This is a genomic window from Methylobacter tundripaludum SV96 (genome assembly GCF_000190755.2).
Lineage (GTDB): Bacteria > Pseudomonadota > Gammaproteobacteria > Methylococcales > Methylomonadaceae > Methylobacter_A > Methylobacter_A tundripaludum.
Genome location: NZ_JH109152.1, coordinates 843,411 through 860,859, shown reverse-complemented (window position 1 = coordinate 860,859; position 17,449 = coordinate 843,411). Strand labels below are relative to the sequence as shown.

Annotated in this window: 15 protein-coding genes and 1 CRISPR repeat array; of the genes, 13 read left to right on the top strand and 2 right to left on the bottom strand. The window is 47.1% G+C overall.

The window, feature by feature from the left end; genetic code table 11:
- Positions 1 to 133: 133 nt before the first annotated feature.
- The 13 genes from cas3 to METTU_RS03810 all read left to right on the top strand — a co-directional run bounded on the left by cas3 (position 134) and on the right by METTU_RS03810 (position 14,484).
- Positions 134 to 2,893 carry a CRISPR-associated helicase/endonuclease Cas3 gene (cas3, locus tag METTU_RS03870; RefSeq protein ID WP_006889990.1) on the top strand — a complete coding sequence of 920 codons (2,760 nt, stop codon included), beginning with the start codon at positions 134 to 136 and terminating at the stop codon, positions 2,891 to 2,893.
- 135 nt (positions 2,894 to 3,028) lie between these two features.
- Positions 3,029 to 4,555: a type I-E CRISPR-associated protein Cse1/CasA gene (gene casA / locus METTU_RS03865; protein ID WP_006889989.1), complete on the top strand. Its 1,527-nt coding sequence runs from the start codon at positions 3,029 to 3,031 to the stop codon at positions 4,553 to 4,555.
- Positions 4,548 to 5,024, top strand: a complete 477-nt coding sequence (gene casB, locus METTU_RS03860) for a type I-E CRISPR-associated protein Cse2/CasB (RefSeq protein ID WP_006889988.1) — start codon at positions 4,548 to 4,550, stop codon at positions 5,022 to 5,024. The genes casA and casB overlap by 8 nt, the downstream gene beginning before the upstream one ends.
- A 2-nt stretch (positions 5,025 to 5,026) precedes the next feature.
- Positions 5,027 to 5,284: a DUF4160 domain-containing protein gene (locus METTU_RS03855; protein WP_006889987.1), complete on the top strand. Its 258-nt coding sequence runs from the start codon at positions 5,027 to 5,029 to the stop codon at positions 5,282 to 5,284.
- A 5-nt stretch (positions 5,285 to 5,289) separates the two neighbouring features.
- Complete coding sequence (locus METTU_RS03850) at positions 5,290 to 5,550, top strand: DUF2442 domain-containing protein (RefSeq protein ID WP_006889986.1); 261 nt, start codon at positions 5,290 to 5,292, stop codon at positions 5,548 to 5,550.
- Positions 5,543 to 6,811 (top strand): type I-E CRISPR-associated protein Cas7/Cse4/CasC, encoded by a 1,269-nt coding sequence (gene cas7e, locus METTU_RS03845; RefSeq protein WP_006889985.1) that lies wholly within the window; start codon positions 5,543 to 5,545, stop codon positions 6,809 to 6,811. The genes METTU_RS03850 and cas7e overlap by 8 nt, the downstream gene beginning before the upstream one ends.
- 3 nt (positions 6,812 to 6,814) lie before the next feature.
- The gene (gene cas5e / locus METTU_RS03840) at positions 6,815 to 7,507 is read left to right on the top strand and encodes a type I-E CRISPR-associated protein Cas5/CasD (protein ID WP_006889984.1); all 693 of its coding nucleotides are present in this window, start codon (positions 6,815 to 6,817) and stop codon (positions 7,505 to 7,507) included.
- Positions 7,494 to 8,111, top strand: coding sequence for a type I-E CRISPR-associated protein Cas6/Cse3/CasE (gene cas6e, locus METTU_RS03835; RefSeq protein ID WP_006889983.1), 618 nt, complete (start codon positions 7,494 to 7,496; stop codon positions 8,109 to 8,111). Before cas5e ends, cas6e begins: the two co-directional genes overlap by 14 nt.
- A gap of 53 nt (positions 8,112 to 8,164) precedes the next feature.
- On the top strand, positions 8,165 to 8,440 hold the full coding sequence (locus METTU_RS03830) for a type II toxin-antitoxin system Phd/YefM family antitoxin (RefSeq protein WP_006889982.1): 276 nt from the start codon (positions 8,165 to 8,167) through the stop codon (positions 8,438 to 8,440).
- Positions 8,437 to 8,763 (top strand): type II toxin-antitoxin system RelE/ParE family toxin, encoded by a 327-nt coding sequence (locus METTU_RS03825; RefSeq protein ID WP_006889981.1) that lies wholly within the window; start codon positions 8,437 to 8,439, stop codon positions 8,761 to 8,763. Before METTU_RS03830 ends, METTU_RS03825 begins: the two co-directional genes overlap by 4 nt.
- 265 nt (positions 8,764 to 9,028) lie before the next feature.
- On the top strand, positions 9,029 to 9,940 hold the full coding sequence (gene cas1e, locus METTU_RS03820; RefSeq protein ID WP_006889980.1) for a type I-E CRISPR-associated endonuclease Cas1e: 912 nt from the start codon (positions 9,029 to 9,031) through the stop codon (positions 9,938 to 9,940).
- Positions 9,921 to 10,226 carry a type I-E CRISPR-associated endoribonuclease Cas2e gene (cas2e, locus tag METTU_RS03815; protein ID WP_006889979.1) on the top strand — a complete coding sequence of 102 codons (306 nt, stop codon included), beginning with the start codon at positions 9,921 to 9,923 and terminating at the stop codon, positions 10,224 to 10,226. Before cas1e ends, cas2e begins: the two co-directional genes overlap by 20 nt.
- 85 nt (positions 10,227 to 10,311) lie before the next feature.
- Positions 10,312 to 13,146: a CRISPR direct-repeat array (repeat unit 29 nt; unit sequence GTGTTCCCCACACCCGTGGGGATGAACCG).
- A 333-nt stretch (positions 13,147 to 13,479) separates the two neighbouring features.
- The gene (locus METTU_RS03810) at positions 13,480 to 14,484 is read left to right on the top strand and encodes a cytochrome-c peroxidase (RefSeq protein WP_006889978.1); all 1,005 of its coding nucleotides are present in this window, start codon (positions 13,480 to 13,482) and stop codon (positions 14,482 to 14,484) included.
- 162 nt (positions 14,485 to 14,646) lie between these two features.
- Here METTU_RS03810 and METTU_RS03805 read toward each other — a convergent pair whose 3' ends face one another.
- Positions 14,647 to 15,855, bottom strand: a complete 1,209-nt coding sequence (locus METTU_RS03805; protein ID WP_254257814.1) for a YfiM family lipoprotein — start codon at positions 15,853 to 15,855, stop codon at positions 14,647 to 14,649.
- Between the two features lie 70 nt (positions 15,856 to 15,925).
- Positions 15,926 to 17,425 (bottom strand): exopolyphosphatase, encoded by a 1,500-nt coding sequence (ppx, locus tag METTU_RS03800; RefSeq protein ID WP_006889976.1) that lies wholly within the window; start codon positions 17,423 to 17,425, stop codon positions 15,926 to 15,928.
- Positions 17,426 to 17,449: the final 24 nt, after the last annotated feature.

The following is a 17,449-nucleotide window of genomic DNA, read 5'->3' as shown; positions in this document are numbered from 1 at the left end:
CACTATTGCTTGACTGTATCGGTGAGCAAATAGAAAACCATGCAAAAAAATTATTAAAAAATAAAGCACAACCTCACCGGATGAGGTTGTAACCGTGGATAATGGGAATCAAAGCAAGCGTTAGGGCGGAAACATGACGGAAAAGTTGTATTACACATTTTGGGGAAAGGCGCATGAACCACTTAAAGCGGCTTATTGTTCGGGGCATGATAAAGAAAAAATATTAGCTAATTTTAAGGAACAGCTTGCCAAGCAATTGAAAAAATCCAAGAGTGAATTAAACACGGCTGATCTGGACAAGTTCGCAGAAAAAGAAAAGTGGCAATATAAACAAGATAACTACGCGCCTTATCATTTACTGCCTTACCATTGTTTGGATGTGGCGGCAGTGGCAGATCAGTGGTGGCAACATAGTTCGGCATTACGTCAGCAGTTTAAACAGTCCATGCAAGTGAATGAGAATTCAGCCTATGCCTGGTTGATGTTTTTTATAGCTCTGCATGACTTAGGCAAGCTGGATATTAGGTTTCAGATGAAATCACCCACCACAATGCAACAATTACAGGCCGATATTTATGCGGCTCTTAAAAGCACAGTAGATACCAAATACGATCACGGCAGTAATGGCTATGGCTGGTTTGAAAATGAATTGCCCGATTATGGTTTTGATTGTCTCAATGAAAATGAGGCAATGGACTGGATGCAGCAAGTGGCAGGTCATCATGGGCGTATTCCTGAAAATAGTTCGTTGGTAGAACCTGCATTTATTAGCGATGCCATTAAACAACAAGACAAACAGGCGCGTATTGAGTGGGTACAAAACCTTAAACAGATTTTCTTGGAGCCTGTGGGCTTGGAGTTGAGTGACATTCCGGAAACTTTACCATCCATGCTTGCAGGATTTTGTAGCGTCTGTGATTGGATAGGTTCATCAACTGATTATTTCTCGTATCAAACATCAGAACAAGCTGATTTAAAAGCCTATTTCAATTCACGCTTACCATTTGCTGAAAAAGCTCTTAAGGCGTTCGGCGTGTTGTCGAAAGTGAAAGGAAAAGGCGGTATGGCCGCGTTATTCCCACAATATGAGCCACAAGGACTACAAACGGTTGTCGATATTTTTCCGCTTGCACAAGGTTTAACGCTTATTGAAGCCCCCACTGGTTCAGGCAAAACCGAAGCTGCGTTAGCGTACGCTTCAAAGTTATTAACGTCTGATCCAAGTTTAGGAAGCAGCATTATCTTTGCATTACCCACCCAAGCTACAGCCAACGCAATGTTGAAGCGTTTAAAAGACGTTGCCGATAAATTGTTTGAAGGCGGTGCAAACGTAGTCTTGGCACATGGCAAAAGAGACTTGAATCATGATTTCAAAAATATCCTGGCAAACAGCCGATTGACTGCTCAAGGCGCAGAAGAAGCGGGGGTGCAATGCTCCGAATGGTTGGGGGCGAGTAAAAAGCGGGCATTTTTAGGGCAGATTGGCGTGTGTACGATTGACCAAGTTTTATTGTCAGTGTTGCCTGTGCGGCATCAATTTGTACGCGGCTTTGGAATTCAAAAAAGCATTTTGATCATTGACGAGGTTCATGCCTATGACAGTTATATGTATGGGCTATTGACTGAGGTTCTTAAACGTCAAAAACAAGCTGCCGGCAGTGTCATTTTATTATCCGCGACATTGCCACATCATCAAAAAGCCAAATTATTACAAAGCTGGGGCGTTCAATCGGAACAGAAAAATCCGGCATATCCGCTAGTGACTCATGCTTCGGCTAATCTGGTTCTTCCTTTTGAATTGCCGGACTCCGAACAAACTGCCGAGCGCATGGTAAATGTTGAAACATGGCAAGCCGAACAGCTTGTTTTATCACCAGAGCAATTGGAGAAAATTGTTCAAGCCGCTGAGCAAGGTGCGAAAGTTGCCGTGATCTGCAATCTGGTTGCCGATGCCCAAAATATCGTTCAACAATTAGCCGGATTAACGACGATACCGGTTGATTTGTTCCATTCACGGTTTCGATTTGTTGACCGTCAGAAGATAGAACAAGACATTACCGGCTATTACGGCAAGCATGAACAAGACCGCGCATCAGGAGGCCGGATTTTGGTCGCAACGCAAGTGGTTGAACAAAGTCTTGATTTGGATTTTGACTGGATGCTCACCCAACTTTGCCCGGTCGATTTATTATTTCAACGTTTGGGGCGATTACATCGGCATCAGCGCGACAACAGACCGCAAAGATTTGAGCAGCCGCGTTGCGTGGTGATTGTGCCGACGACGGAAGCGGTCTATGGTGATACGCTCTATGTTTACCAAAACCTAAGGGCATTGTGGCGGACAGAACAATTTCTGAAAAACAAAGAGATTATCTTTAAATCGAATCAAGAAGACTTGAAAAAATACACTGCCTATCGGGATTGGATAGAAAAGGTTTATTGTGAAGAAGCATGGGGCGATGAGCCTGAGGTCATAGAAAAAGCCTATCAGAAATATTCAGATGAAGTGGTTGATGTTCAACGCATGATTGCAAATATGATAATTAAGCGAAAGGTTGAAGAAATTAAAAGCGATGAAAGTGATAAGGCCGGATCATTAACGCGTGATGGCGAAATGAGCATAACTGTTATTCTGGTTGTTAAAAAACAAGGCAAGCTTTTTACTTTAGATGATGTTGATTTGGATAGCTTGGAAAAATGGCAGTACTGGGAAACGATCAGTTTAAATTCGATTTCAGTCACTCAACGCTGGCAAGATCAGCTCCCTAAGGCAGATGCTAGAGGGCTACGTTTTTTGCCGATGGTTTTTGAAAAAGAACAATGGGTTAGTCAGCTGGAAAAAGTGACGTTTATTTATTGTAAAGAGGTGGGGTTGACGATAACGAAAGCGTAAGAAACGGTTGTGGTAGCTGTCCTTTACAAATCCCCAGAGGTGTGGGGATTTACTTTGCATCGTTCTTTTCAATTTTAATGTAAGGCGCATAAAGACTGCCCTTGTGTACGTGCCTAAATTTTAGGCTGGAGAAAAATGAATTTACTAATTGATAAGTGGATACCCGTGTCATTCAACGGTGAGTCGCAGCGGATTTCCTTAAAAAAACTGCTGTGCGATAAGCAAGAGCAAGACTGGCATATAGCAGTTTTGCGTGACGATATGGATCTCGCCGCATTGCAATTACTTGTTTGCTTGGTGCAAGTGGTGTTGATGCCGGAAGATGCAAAAGCCCTGAAAAAACGCTGGTCTGAACCGATGTCCGAAACAGATTACGAGCAAGCCATACAGTCGTTTATTGACTGGTTTGATTTGTTGCATCCTGAAACACCGTTCATGCAAACCGCCAGCGTGACACCCGAAAAAGGCAATAAAAATTGGGCGTCATTACAGAAGATGTTTGTGGGTTTGCCTGAAAAAACCAGCACCAGTGCATCATCTAACGGATTTTTCAATACACCTAATGAAATTCAGGCTGTTCATTTGGGCGATGCAGCCATTGCTTTATTTCAGCAAGCGACTAATGGCTTTAGTTTGGGCGGAGCAGCGTTTTCGGTGGGATTAAAAGGTTCTATGCCGCTAACAACCTTGGTTTTAAGTGAGAATTTAAGAAAAACCATCTGGACAAATGTATTGAGTAAAGCGTTTTTGATGGAGAAAGCGCCCGAATTATTAAATGCAGAAATACAGAAGCCGACATGGGTTATTGCACCGCATTCAAACAAACAAGAAGGTGCGCTACATATCGGCTTGTTGCGTGGTTTATTTTGGCAACCTGCAAAAATAAAGCTAGCAGTTAAAGATGGCTTAGCCACTGGATTTTTCAAAAATACCGGAATGTGCAGTATTGCCGGTTTTTGGCAACATCCGCATACACCGATTGACATGCTACGGCTGCATACAGGTAACGCTAAAGAAAAACCCTTTCTTTCAGCGCGTAACGATTTGCCCTTGTGGGGACAAATGTTGAGTTTTTTTTATACTCAATCGCAAGTAAAGTTGGTTGATACACAGCAAGAAGGCACTAGTTGCGCTTTGGTTGTGCAGCAATATCAAGACAACAGCACTTGGCGAGGCCGTGATATTAAACTTGCCATAGGTGGTTATGTAAAGGGAGGGAGTGCTGAAAGCCTAGCCGGGCGTAGGCATGAAACCTATAGCCTTTCTACCGACTGGGAAAACAAAAGCGCTGAAATGCTTCATCTAATCAATATCGGACTTGAGGTTTATAAAAAGTTGAATGCGGCAATGAATAAGTTTGCCTTAATCGCAATTGATAAAGGCACACTCAAAGCTAAAGAATCGAGTTTTAAAAAAGCAGTAAAAGGCAAAGCCAGACAAGCGTATTTTGATAATTCAGAAAGTTTAATGCACAGTATTTTAAGAAAATTGGTCTGGGATGATATAGCGTCTTATCAAAAACAATTTGCTGATTTAGCGCGAACCATTTTTGAACAAATCATGATGCCTTATGAACATGAACCAAAAATGCTACAGGCCATTATTGAAAGTCGAGCCATGTTAAACAACATGCTGAATAAAATGGGAGCAGTACATGAATAAACCACAAAATGACTATTTAAAACTAGTTGAACGCTATCAACAACTGGATAACGGGCAGAAAGCCATGTTACGTCGTGCAACCAGTCCTGATGACATGACAGGTATTGCTGCGTTCTATCAATTGATCAGCGCGACAAAATTTCAATTGAAGCAAGATGAAAAACAAGCGGCCCAACTGGTTTATTTTTTGCCTTGGGTTCAACAGCGAGCTAACGGAAAGCCATTAGGTAGATCATTACATGAGCATGGCATTAGCGAGAAACGCCTATTTTTAGTGGTGCGCCGCGAATCCCCTGATGACTTGATTCAGTTAAGGCGTGTTGTACAACAAATAAAGCCTATCGCTTATGCCGATTGGTCCGATCTGGGCAATCTTTTATTTTACTGGGGTAAAAAGAACAAGCATCAATTAATGCGTGATTTTTACATTTCCGCATCGCCACACCTCCAAGAACCACCAGAGGATTGATCATGCCTATCGTCAGCCGCTTTTTGGGCATCATTATTACCATGTATTGGTCTGATCACAGTCCACCACATTTCCATGCAAAATACGGTGAATATGAAATTATCGTCACTATTGATGGCGGTGTCGTTGAAGGGAAATTCCCAAAACGGGCATTAAAACATGTGTTGGAATGGCTGGACTTACACCAGGAAGAATTATTGGAAAACTGGCGTTGCTGCCAACGACGCGAACCTTTAAAAGAAATAGCACCTTTGGAGTAGCCGCAATGATATTACACGTTACCGATGCCAAGCATCTTCAAGATTACCAGATATGGCTCAAATTTAACGATGATGCAGAAGGCGTCGTCGATTTAAGCAAAGAGTTATGGGGAGGCATGTTTGAACCGCTTAAAGACTTAAGTTTGTTCAGTCAGGTTAAATTGGATACAGAGCTCGATACTATTGTTTGGCCTAACGGGGCTGATTTAGCACCTGAATTTTTACATGAATTATTACAACAATCGCAAGGAACACAGCATGTCTGATAAAAATTTCGTCAATTACCATATCCTGATTTCCCATAACTCCTCATGCCTAAACCGTGATGATATGGGCATGCAAAAAACCGCTGTTTTTGGCGGCACACGGCGGGTGCGTATTTCCAGCCAGAGTTTGAAGCGGGAAATGAGGAAGCCCCGATTGGAGGAACATGCCAACAACTATTGGAAGCAGCATTTTGGTGAGCCGTCTATTCGTACCCGCGACTTAACAAAATTAAACGAGAAATTTATTAAAGAACTCGGCGATGAATTTGAATCGGCTTTTGTTACCGAAGCGATTGACCGTTTTGTTAAAACCGCTAAATCGACTGCAAATGAAGTGGAAGAAGATACAGTCGACGAAGAAGGCGATGATTCGGCAGAAAAAAGTGAAGCTAAAAAAACAGCAAAAAAAATTGCCGTTGCACCTTGGGTAGTTAATGAGATACGTGAAATCTGCCGCGTCATTAAAGCAGTTAAAGAAGAAGGTCTATCGGATGATGAGTTGAAAAAGATTGACGAGTCGTTCAACAAACAAAAAAAGAAGAAAAAAAGCAAGGAAGAGTTAATTGATGAAGCTATCGGCAAAAAAATTGAAAAGCAGCTAAAGGAAAAAGCCGAAGCAGTTAAGAATGCACTGGCTTCCGCTGTGGACATAGCCCTTTTCGGGCGTATGGCAACCAGCGGACTTATGACCAGCGTTGACGGTGCAATGGCGATGGCGCATTCCATTACTACGCATACCGTTGATGGCGATATTGATTGGTTTACGGCAGTTGATGATTTAATCCAAGACTCCGGCGAAACGGGTTCAGGACATTTAGATACCCAGGAATTTAGTGCGGGCGTCTTTTACCGTTACGCAAGCCTTAACCTGTCGCTATTGCAAAGAAACCTGGGCGTTGATAGGGCTGGTGCGTTGGATATAGCCAAACATTTTTTACACTTGCTGGCGACCACCATCCCATCTGCAAAACAAAACAGCTTTGCCGCGTTTAACCCTACTGATTTTGCCTGTGTATCGCTGAGCGACATGCCTATTTCCTTAGCCAATGCCTTTGAAGAACCTGTAAGCAGAGGTAAAAACGGAGGCTTCCGTAAACCGTCAATTAGCGCATTTTGCGACTATAAACAAAGAATATATGACGGTTACGACTTGCAAGATGCGGTTGGTTTTTTCAGTATAGAAGACTGCACCCTACAAGATAAGCGCATGAAAACCTTAGTCGAGCTGGAACAATGGTTACAAAATAACGGCAAGGCATAAGCTATGCAAGATTACCTGATCATTAAACTACAAGGAGCGATGCAGGCTTGGGGCGGTCACACTTATGAGGACTATCGGCCCAGCTTAATCTTTCCAACACGTAGCGGGATAGTCGGCTTGTTAGGTGCGTGTCTTGGTATCGAGCGCGAGGATATAAAAGCGTTAAAAGCACTGGATAAGAGTTTTCAACTGACAGTTCGGACTAATAAACGCAAAATTTCCCAGCGGGAAAGTACAGAAGATAAATTTGTGTCAATGCAAAAAATCACCGATTTTCATACCGTACAACATGCCAGAAAAGTGGATGGTAAACCAAGGCCAGAAGCGATTGTTTCAAGGCGCGAATATCTTTGTGATGCTGAATTTACACTGGCAATGGCATTTGTAAAAGATGCTGATTACGGCTTGGAACAGGTTAAACAGGCGATCCAAAAACCGGTTTACACGCCGTTTTTAGGGCGGCGTTCTTGTCCGATACAAAGCCGTTTATATGAAGCCATCGTAAACGCAGAAAACGCACAAGCCGCATTAATTAAGGTTGAGCCTTATCATGGTACGCTTTACAGTGAAATTGAATTGGATGGTGGCACACCGATGATGACGCGCGATCAACCTTTATTTGCCACTAAAGTACGGCAATTTAATAACAGGAAGATTTACATTTTGGGTTCTGGAGGTGAGCATGTACCTGAGTAAAATCCATATTCCCTGGCATCAAGCTCAAAATCCCTATCAGCTCCATCAAGCCTTATGGCGGTTGTTTCCTGGCTTTGAAGATGCGGATCGGGAGTTCCTGTTTCGCGTTGAACAGCTGCAAAAAGGCATTGGCGCTCAGGTATTATTGCAATCAGCCATACAGCCGCAAAGCGGCGAACAAAGCCCGGCATTACTGGCCCAGCGCGAATACATTTTGAATATTCAAAACGATCAGCGCCTACGCTTCAGGCTACGCGCCAATCCCATAAAAACCATCAAAGACAGCAGTAAAGGCACCGTCGAGAAAAAAGGTAAAACCTTTAACAAAACTGTGCGTGTTCCTTTGTTGCACGAAGAGCAGCAACAGGCTTGGCTGGAGCGCAAGCTGCAAGCTTTTGCCCAACTGGAAACGCTGATTATGCAATCGGAACCGATTTTGTATTTTCGTAAAGCTAAAGAAGGCCGAAGCGGAAAAATCCAGACGGTGATGTTTGATGGCGTACTGACAGTTACCGATGTCGAGGCTTTCAATGACCAGGTAATTAAAGGCATAGGCCCCGCCAAAGCCTTCGGCTGCGGCCTGCTTTCTTTAGCAAGGATTTAAAATAAACTGAATTTAGTTTATATTTAGGTATTTGCAAAACGCGCGAGAACACTATGAATCTATCAAAAAACATTAAACCCATTAGCTATCTCAAGGCTAATGCCGCGCAGGTCGCTTTGGAATTAAAAGATTCCGGCCAAGCGATGATTATTACTCAAAACGGCGAAGCCACTATGGTGGTTCAGTCCGTTGCCGAGTATGAGCGCATGCAGGAAACCTTGGCATTGTTGAAAATGCTGGCGCAAAGCCAGCAAGCGGTCAGTTTAGGGAAAACCGTCACCAGTGTGGATGCTTTTAGCCAATTGCGGGCGCGGCGCGGGCTGGCATGACGCTGGAGGTTGTTCTATCGGAACCGGCGCTGGCTGATTTGCTGGATATTAATGATTATTACCTTGTGGAAGTTAGCGATCATGTCGCGGGTAAGATCATCGATAGCCTGGGAACAGCGGTAAACAATTTAGCTGACTTTCCCGATAGAGGCAGCATCCCCAAGGAGTTGTTGTCTTTGGGGATTCGGCAGTATCGGCAGGTGATTGAAAAACCTTATCGGATTATTTATGAAACATTTGCCGACAAAATTGTAGTCCATGCAATACTCGATGGACGGCGCGATATGCAAACCCTGCTTATGCAGCGTATTTTGCGTGTTTGAGTAGGATAGGTGAGTCCCTTGTTCGCGCTCTTAAGCCTCGCAAAGTACGGCATTTAGAATCATAAGTTCAAAGCCAGCTTTGAATTCCTGTATTCACGTTTTCTGGAGTCCAAAGCTGGCTTTGGCCGTATTTTCGCTCGTTCCCAAGCTCCTGCTTGGGAATGCAGTACCGGAAGCTCTAGCTTCCATCTACGCGAAGCTGGAGCTTCGCCGACTTCGTTCCCAAGCAGGAGCTTAGGAACGAGCAAACCCTTGGATTAAAATCATGCTGCCACCCCTAAGACCCATCACCATGAAAGAACGCGTCTCCATGGCTTTTATCGAAAAAGGCCAAGTCGACGTTAAAGACGGCGCTTTCGTCGTCATCGACGAAACCGGCATCAGAACTCATATCCCGGTCGGCAGTATCGCTTGCCTGATGCTCGAACCGGGGACGCGGGTTTCCCATCAGGCCGTCAGCTTGGCCGCCAGAGCCGGAACCTTGCTGGTTTGGGTCGGCGAGGCCGGGGTTCGGCTTTATGCGTCCGGCCAGCCGGGCGGCGCGCGCTCGGATCGCTTGCTATATCAGGCCAAACTGGCATTGGACGATGTGGCGCGGTTAAAAGTGGTGCGCAAAATGTATGAAATCCGTTTCGGCGAAAAGCCGCCGGAACGGCGTAGCGTCGAACAACTGCGCGGCATAGAAGGCGCTCGCGTTAAAAAAATCTACCAGCTGTTAGCCAAACAGGCCGGTGTGGAATGGAAAGGCCGCAGATACGACCAGACCGACTGGGATAACGGCGATATGCCGAACCGTTGCATCAGTTCGGCAACGGCCTGTTTGTACGGCATCAGCGAAGCGGCGGTGCTGGCGGCAGGTTACGCGCCCGCCATCGGCTTTATTCATACCGGCAAACCCTTGTCGTTCGTCTACGACATCGCCGATTTATTCAAATTTGACGACATTATTCCCCATGCGTTTAAAATCGCCGCCAAAAATTATCACAACCCGGAACGGGAAGTGCGCTTGATGTGTCGCGATATTTTCCGGCAAAGTAAAATTCTCAGAAAAATCATTCCCACCATAGAAGAAGTGCTGGCCGCCGGTGAACTTGAACTGCCCCAACCTGCTGAAGAGAATATCGCTCCGGCCATTCCTAATCCTGAGAGTATCGGCGATGTTGGTCATCGTAGTTGAAAACGTCCCGCACCGATTAAGAGGGCGATTAGCCGTTTGGCTGATCGAGATTCGGGCGGGCGTTTATGTCGGCGATTTATCGGCTAAAGTCAGGGAGATGATCTGGGCGCAAATTGTAGACGGTATTGAAGAAGGCAATGCAATTATGACCTGGAGCACCAATACCGAATCGGGTTTTGATTTTGTTACTTTGGGTAAAAACCGTCGTCTGCCGGTCGAGTTTGACGGACTCAAACTGGTTTCTTTTTATCCGCTTGAAGACCAAAAGGATAATGATGCTCTTTAACAATTTAATGGTAAAAAACGGCTGTTTTTTCGGTGGAAAAATCGGAGTGGTTATTTCGGTTGATTAACAATATGTTATGATCAGTGTGTTCCCCACACCCGTGGGGATGAACCGCTACCATCGGCAGCGGCCAGCAGGCTGATGAAGTGTTCCCCACACCCGTGGGGATGAACCGACCGTTGCCACGTCCGGACGTGTGATGCTAGTGTGTTCCCCACACCCGTGGGGATGAACCGGCTAATAAAAATATTCGAGGAGGCTGGGATGAGTGTTCCCCACACCCGTGGGGATGAACCGCCAACATATAACCAGTACAATTCGCCTCAGTCGTGTTCCCCACACCCGTGGGGATGAACCGTGGTGTTTTTCCATCCCATAAATCGAATTCGCGTGTTCCCCACACCCGTGGGGATGAACCGCCTTAGGCATCGTAAACTCGTCATCGGACGGCGTGTTCCCCACACCCGTGGGGATGAACCGCGCCTTGTTCCTCTTTTTGAGACTGGACTGATGTGTTCCCCACACCCGTGGGGATGAACCGAACAACCCAGTCCAATGGATCAGTCTGAAACTGTGTTCCCCACACCCGTGGGGATGAACCGCGCAATTAATAACCAAGCAACCCCGTTGATCGGTGTTCCCCACACCCGTGGGGATGAACCGACAATATCAGTGATCAGCACAATAACAAATGCGTGTTCCCCACACCCGTGGGGATGAACCGAACTGTTCTCGGACGACAAGCCAGATCCTGGGGTGTTCCCCACACCCGTGGGGATGAACCGAACCTGTTGGCATTGGGGCCAATGGTGCTCGGGTGTTCCCCACACCCGTGGGGATGAACCGCGCCTTGTTCCTCTTTTTGAGACTGGACTGATGTGTTCCCCACACCCGTGGGGATGAACCGCGCGGATGGCAATTATTACGCCGTTCCAGAGGGTGTTCCCCACACCCGTGGGGATGAACCGCGCTTGTGCGCCTGCTCGACAATCTTTTTATCGTGTTCCCCACACCCGTGGGGATGAACCGTTGACGAATTTACACAGCGTATTTTTGATAAAGTGTTCCCCACACCCGTGGGGATGAACCGCACCCCTTCAACTTCGCAAATCCTAGCCAGAGGTGTTCCCCACACCCGTGGGGATGAACCGCATTGTTGAGATTGATCCAGGATGCCCGGTATGTGTTCCCCACACCCGTGGGGATGAACCGATTGAGATAGCTTTTATGATCGCCTTGGCGTGGTGTTCCCCACACCCGTGGGGATGAACCGCAAAAAAATACAATCCCATTGGCAACCAATCCGTGTTCCCCACACCCGTGGGGATGAACCGCCCCTAATGCTCCTTGTAGTCGCTGCAATAAAGTGTTCCCCACACCCGTGGGGATGAACCGGTTTTAGGCGTTGCTCGTTTGGAGTGTAGTGCGTGTTCCCCACACCCGTGGGGATGAACCGCCGGTCGGCTACTCATACGAATGTCTTAATACGTGTTCCCCACACCCGTGGGGATGAACCGCCACGGCCCAAACGGCGACAACCAACCACGAAGTGTTCCCCACACCCGTGGGGATGAACCGCTCGTCACCGGTTTTGTTTCTCATGTTTTTATGTGTTCCCCACACCCGTGGGGATGAACCGATGATCTAAAACCTGATCTTGATAAAGCGACGGTGTTCCCCACACCCGTGGGGATGAACCGCCGGTTGTTGAAGGCGAATTAATGGAGAATGTGTGTTCCCCACACCCGTGGGGATGAACCGCATCAGCGTGCCGTCAGGAAGCTCAGACCACTGTGTTCCCCACACCCGTGGGGATGAACCGTTCTAAATCTTCTTTCAAATACCGCTTCCCATGTGTTCCCCACACCCGTGGGGATGAACCGTTCCGTGGCATTGGCAACATCGACGGCCATAGGTGTTCCCCACACCCGTGGGGATGAACCGGGAAACCCGCTGCGAGGCAATCCACTCGTCCAGTGTTCCCCACACCCGTGGGGATGAACCGGCACATATCACATTCGTCTTCAGTTTCGCAGTGTGTTCCCCACACCCGTGGGGATGAACCGCGCTTCCAATCGTTCCCGTGGCGTTCCTTTATGTGTTCCCCACACCCGTGGGGATGAACCGGATTATCCGCAGTTACCCTACCATCGCAATAAGTGTTCCCCACACCCGTGGGGATGAACCGACATTCTTCCCGTTCTGCCAGTGAAAAAAATCGTGTTCCCCACACCCGTGGGGATGAACCGGTTTTTGCCCTTCGTCGCCCTATGCCGGAACTGTGTTCCCCACACCCGTGGGGATGAACCGTTCAGTGGTGGTTCAATCGTTCGGGCTTCGTTGTGTTCCCCACACCCGTGGGGATGAACCGTTAACACTATCCATTATTTAACGGTGAATCCAGTGTTCCCCACACCCGTGGGGATGAACCGCGCCTGTACTCATCAATAATCCGAGAACACGCGTGTTCCCCACACCCGTGGGGATGAACCGACCCGGCAACGCATAGCCTGCTAGGCGCCGAGGTGTTCCCCACACCCGTGGGGATGAACCGGACATGTCTGGTCATGTGCGGATACCTATTGTGTGTTCCCCACACCCGTGGGGATGAACCGCGATACTCCACTTGAAATGAGTAGCCGTTTTTGTGTTCCCCACACCCGTGGGGATGAACCGCCTGCGCCGAGCAAAAGGTCATCGGGTGAGCAGTGTTCCCCACACCCGTGGGGATGAACCGGTATCTCTTAAATGCTCGACTGTTTCAGCAGCGTGTTCCCCACACCCGTGGGGATGAACCGTTCATGGTGCTTCGCTTTCCACTCCTTCTCGAGTGTTCCCCACACCCGTGGGGATGAACCGGTCATGCTGATACTGATACCATTTGGTGCATGGTGTTCCCCACACCCGTGGGGATGAACCGCGATTGACGCCATTGCAGCCAACCGGATGGAAATGTTCCCCACACCCGTATAATGAATAACCCCCATTTCATCCGCATTGATCAGTCGAATCCGTATCCTCCGCGTTCTATTTTTCATTGCCGAATAGTTGCGATAGTGCCGCGCGAAATCAATTTTTTCATCATCATACGGTCAATCTGATCGCTACTTTGAGCCGTTTAAAGACGGTAAGGGAAATTTGGTTGTACCTTGTCCGCTTCATATCTTACAATCCCACCGGGTGTGCAGTAAGGTTACTGGGCGTGTAGGTTCCCCACACATTAATAATATTAAGAAATATTTTGGAGGATAGTATGTTTAAAATTCGTTCGCTGGTTACAGCGTTGGCGTTGGCAAGTTCGGTTTCGGTGGCTTCGGCTTGGGAAACTTTGCCCACAGAAGCACCGGCACCGGCCGATAATGCTACAACGCCTGCTAAGGTTGAGTTGGGGCAAATGCTCTATCACGACCCGCGCCTGTCTTCTACAGGTACGGTTTCCTGCTCTTCCTGCCATAACACCATGCTGGGCGGTGAAGATAACAGGCCGAATTCTATGGGCGTTAACGGTCAAACAGGCGGACGTAGTGCGCCGACCGTTTGGAATGCCGCGTTTAATAAAGTCCAGTTCTGGGACGGCAGAGCAGCAAGCCTGGAAGCACAGGCCGCTGGCCCCGTGACCAACCCCATTGAAATGGGCATGAAAAACTGGGATGATGTAGTGACTCGTTTGCAGGCGATTGCGGGTTATCAAAAAGCCTTCGAGGAAGCTTTCGGTAAGGATTCGATTTCCAAAGACAATGCCACCAAAGCGATCGCGGCTTACGAAAGAACGTTGATTACGCCTAACAGTCCTTATGACAAGTATGTTTCCGGCGATAAGTCGGCTTTATCGGCACAACAGGTTCGCGGCATGGAAAAAGTTGCGGAACTGGGTTGTACCACTTGTCATAGCGGGCCGGCGTTTAACGGTCCGGGCATGTTCCAGAAGTTTCCTGTAACTCCCAACGGCTATTGGGAAGCACAACATCATTTCAGCAAGGATAAAGGTTTAGCGGAAGTCAGCAAAAATGCGGCTGATGAGCATTTATTTAAAGTGCCGACTTTACGCAACATCGCTTTGACTGCGCCTTATTTCCACAACGGTTCGGTTAAAACGCTGGATAGCGCGGTAACCTTGATGGCAAAACTGCAATTGGGCAAAGATTTAAGCAAAGAAGAAGTTGCGGATATTGTGGCCTTTTTGAATGGTTTGACCGGCGAATTCCCTAAACAGAAAATGCCTGTATTACCTGCCACACTCGGTTCTACTTTTAATTAAAGGTAACTACGCTGATGAATATGATGAAGATAGGGTGTTGAATAAAAATCTTATTTAATCATAATTATCAGCGTCGCCTAAAGGCGCCTACTTTTGACATCAGCGTTCTATTTTTGGCTGCTGAGTAACTTACAAATTGAGGGAGCTTTAAGCTCCCTTTTTTTATTCTGCGTTGTAAATAGGTGTTGCTGAAATACGGGCATCAATCTGCTTTGAAATTTCCTGGTAAACGGGACTGTTTACGGATTCAAAGCGCTGTTTAAAGTCGACCTCATTCATGTGCTCGGGAAGGTCTCTGGGGTCAGGCATAAAATCGCTGTAATCTTTTATTCCGGACATGGCTTTTTGCATTTTTCGTGCATTTTCCGGTGATGAGGTTGCCATTTCACCAAAGCGCGTACCGGCTTTGTCGGCTGCCAAGTCAATAAAACTGAAGCCGCTACCGCCGTGTGCATCGCTTAATTCTTTTTCTTCACCGGCAATCTGGGCCGCTTGCTTGTTTACCGATGCGGTAAGCGCCGCTGAACCTATGAAATGTTGGGCCAGATCGATGCGTTTGTATAAAAAAGCAGCGTATTGTTGTCCGGTTACAGGCGTAGATTCAGGCGTAGACAGGAGTTTTTTGGTCTCCTGTTTATTGACATAATCGTTGATCGCGGAAATAACCACCCTGTTCTCTTCTATGGCAGTTTCCAGTGTAGAGCGCTGGTAAGCCAGTTCAAACAGTGGACGTAACAAGTCCGCCAGCGATAAACGCCATTCAGGATTATGTTTGGCAACGATGTCGGCCAGTTTTTGCTGGTAAATATTCAACGCAGAATTGTCGCCGGTGTGAGTCAGGAAGTTTCGCGCCTGAATCAAGGTATCCTTGTTCGGATAATAGGTAATGGTGAGTTTTTCCGCGTCAATTTTAACCGCCTTGAGAGGCCGGGTTGCCAGAATGAAATATTCATTCAATGATGAATGCTGAATAATGGCGTCGATAACAAAGGTGGCCAATTTTGCCGGTAACAACAGTTTTCCGGCTTTGAATTTGGTTATTACGGGAAGATCATTGCCGGTAACGTTGCCTAATCTAAAGCTGATGTTTAAATACTTGCCCAGGCTGTTTTCGGGCAACGCCATGGTGACTTTAAATCTCAGCTCATCGTTTTTAAAATCCAAATCAGCGGCACTTTTTCTATAGCGGTTTAACAAATAATTGCCGGCAAGATTGAGATCGGCTTCGGTTAATTCAATGATGCCGATCTCATCAGGTTTGGTTTTAGAACCTTCATGCAGGATTTTTTTTGCCCTGACCAAGTCGTCACGGGTAGGCGACCATCCCACAGCAAGCTCGGGTTTGTCGCCAACGCCGAAAAAAACCAGCATCGCGCATAAAATTATTAGAGCACTAAAACAATATAACAAAATGCGTAATAAGATTTTCATGAGCCGACTATTAAGAAAATTCCAATTTGAATCCTGCCGATTTTAAATAATCGGCTTCCTGAATTAAATCGGCATGGGTCAGCGGCGCCTGAGCCAACCAATCGTCTGGAAACTGCAGGCGGATTTTGGATTTTGTTAGCGATATTTTGAAATCGGGTTTGTCATGTTCTTGGCGATTGCGGTGCAACAATACCGACAGCCGCAAAATAAGGGTTAGAGTGGGCGCGTCAATATTCCAGGGAGAGGGTAATTCATTGAAAAGGGAGCGGGGAAATTTACGTCGATGAGACTTTACAACGGTTGATAATAAAATCTGATCCTGCCTGGAAAAACCGGCAAAGTCGCCATTCTCGATGATATAAGCGCTGTGTTTATGATACTGACTGTGGGCGATGTCCTGACCGATCTCATGCAGGTCTGCCGCCCAGTTTAAAAACTGCACAACGTCTTCGTGGTTAGGCCCGCAAAAATCTTCGCCCAATTGCTCCAGGATATAGCCGATCGTCTGTTTAACGCGAGCGGCGTGTTCTTTATCGATATGGTAACGATCGGCCAAGGCCTGCACGGTTGCCGAGCGAATATCATGATCATAGAGTCGCCCCAGCAAATCCTGAATGAGCCCTTCCCTCAGCGCGCCATCGGAAACGGTCATTTGCTCGATGCCCAAGCTTTTGAAAGTGGCGTAGACGATGGCGACACCGCCTGGAAATACCGGGAGGCGTTCAGGATCGAGTTCGGGCAAATTAAGCTCGTTGACATGGTTGCACTGAGTGAGATGGGCAACCAGATGTTCCAGACCTTCCATTGTTATGCCGTTATTGCTCCAGTTTTTGGCTTCAAGGACTTTATCGATGGCCTTTAAACTGCCCGATGCGCCGATGGCTTCGTCCCAGTTCTTGCGCTGAAATTGTTTTTGGATCGGCTCAAGCTGCTGCGCGGCAAACAAGGTTGCCTGAGTAAAGGCATCTTTGGATAGCTTGCCGTCTTTAAAAAAGGCGTTACTTACCAACACGCAACCCATGGGCGTGCTTTCTTTTACTCGGGGGGTGTCGCCGGAGCCTATGATGTATTCGGTGCTGCCGCCGCCTATGTCCATAACCAGACGCAAGTTAGCGTTGCTGCCCAGACTGTGCGCGACTCCCTGATAGATCAAGCGGGCTTCTTCTATACCGGAAATAATGTGGATAGGATGATTTAAGGCTTTTTCGGCCTTGTCCAAAAACTGCTGGGAGTTTTTAGCTTGGCGCAAGGTGCTGGTGCCGACCACGCGGACGCTTTCCGGCGGAAAGTTACGGATTCTTTGACCAAACCGTTCCAGGCACTCTAAAGCCCTTTCCTGGGTATTGCTATCGAGGTAATTCTTTTTGTCCAGACCGGACGCAAGCCTTACCATTTCTTTAAGACGATCGAGAGTTTGTAAATTACCATTAGCTAAACTGCACACAATCATGTGAAAGCTGTTAGACCCCAAGTCTACAGCGGCAACGGTTTCGGGAGGTTTCTTCAGCACGAGTTATCCAGTTTTGTCTATGAA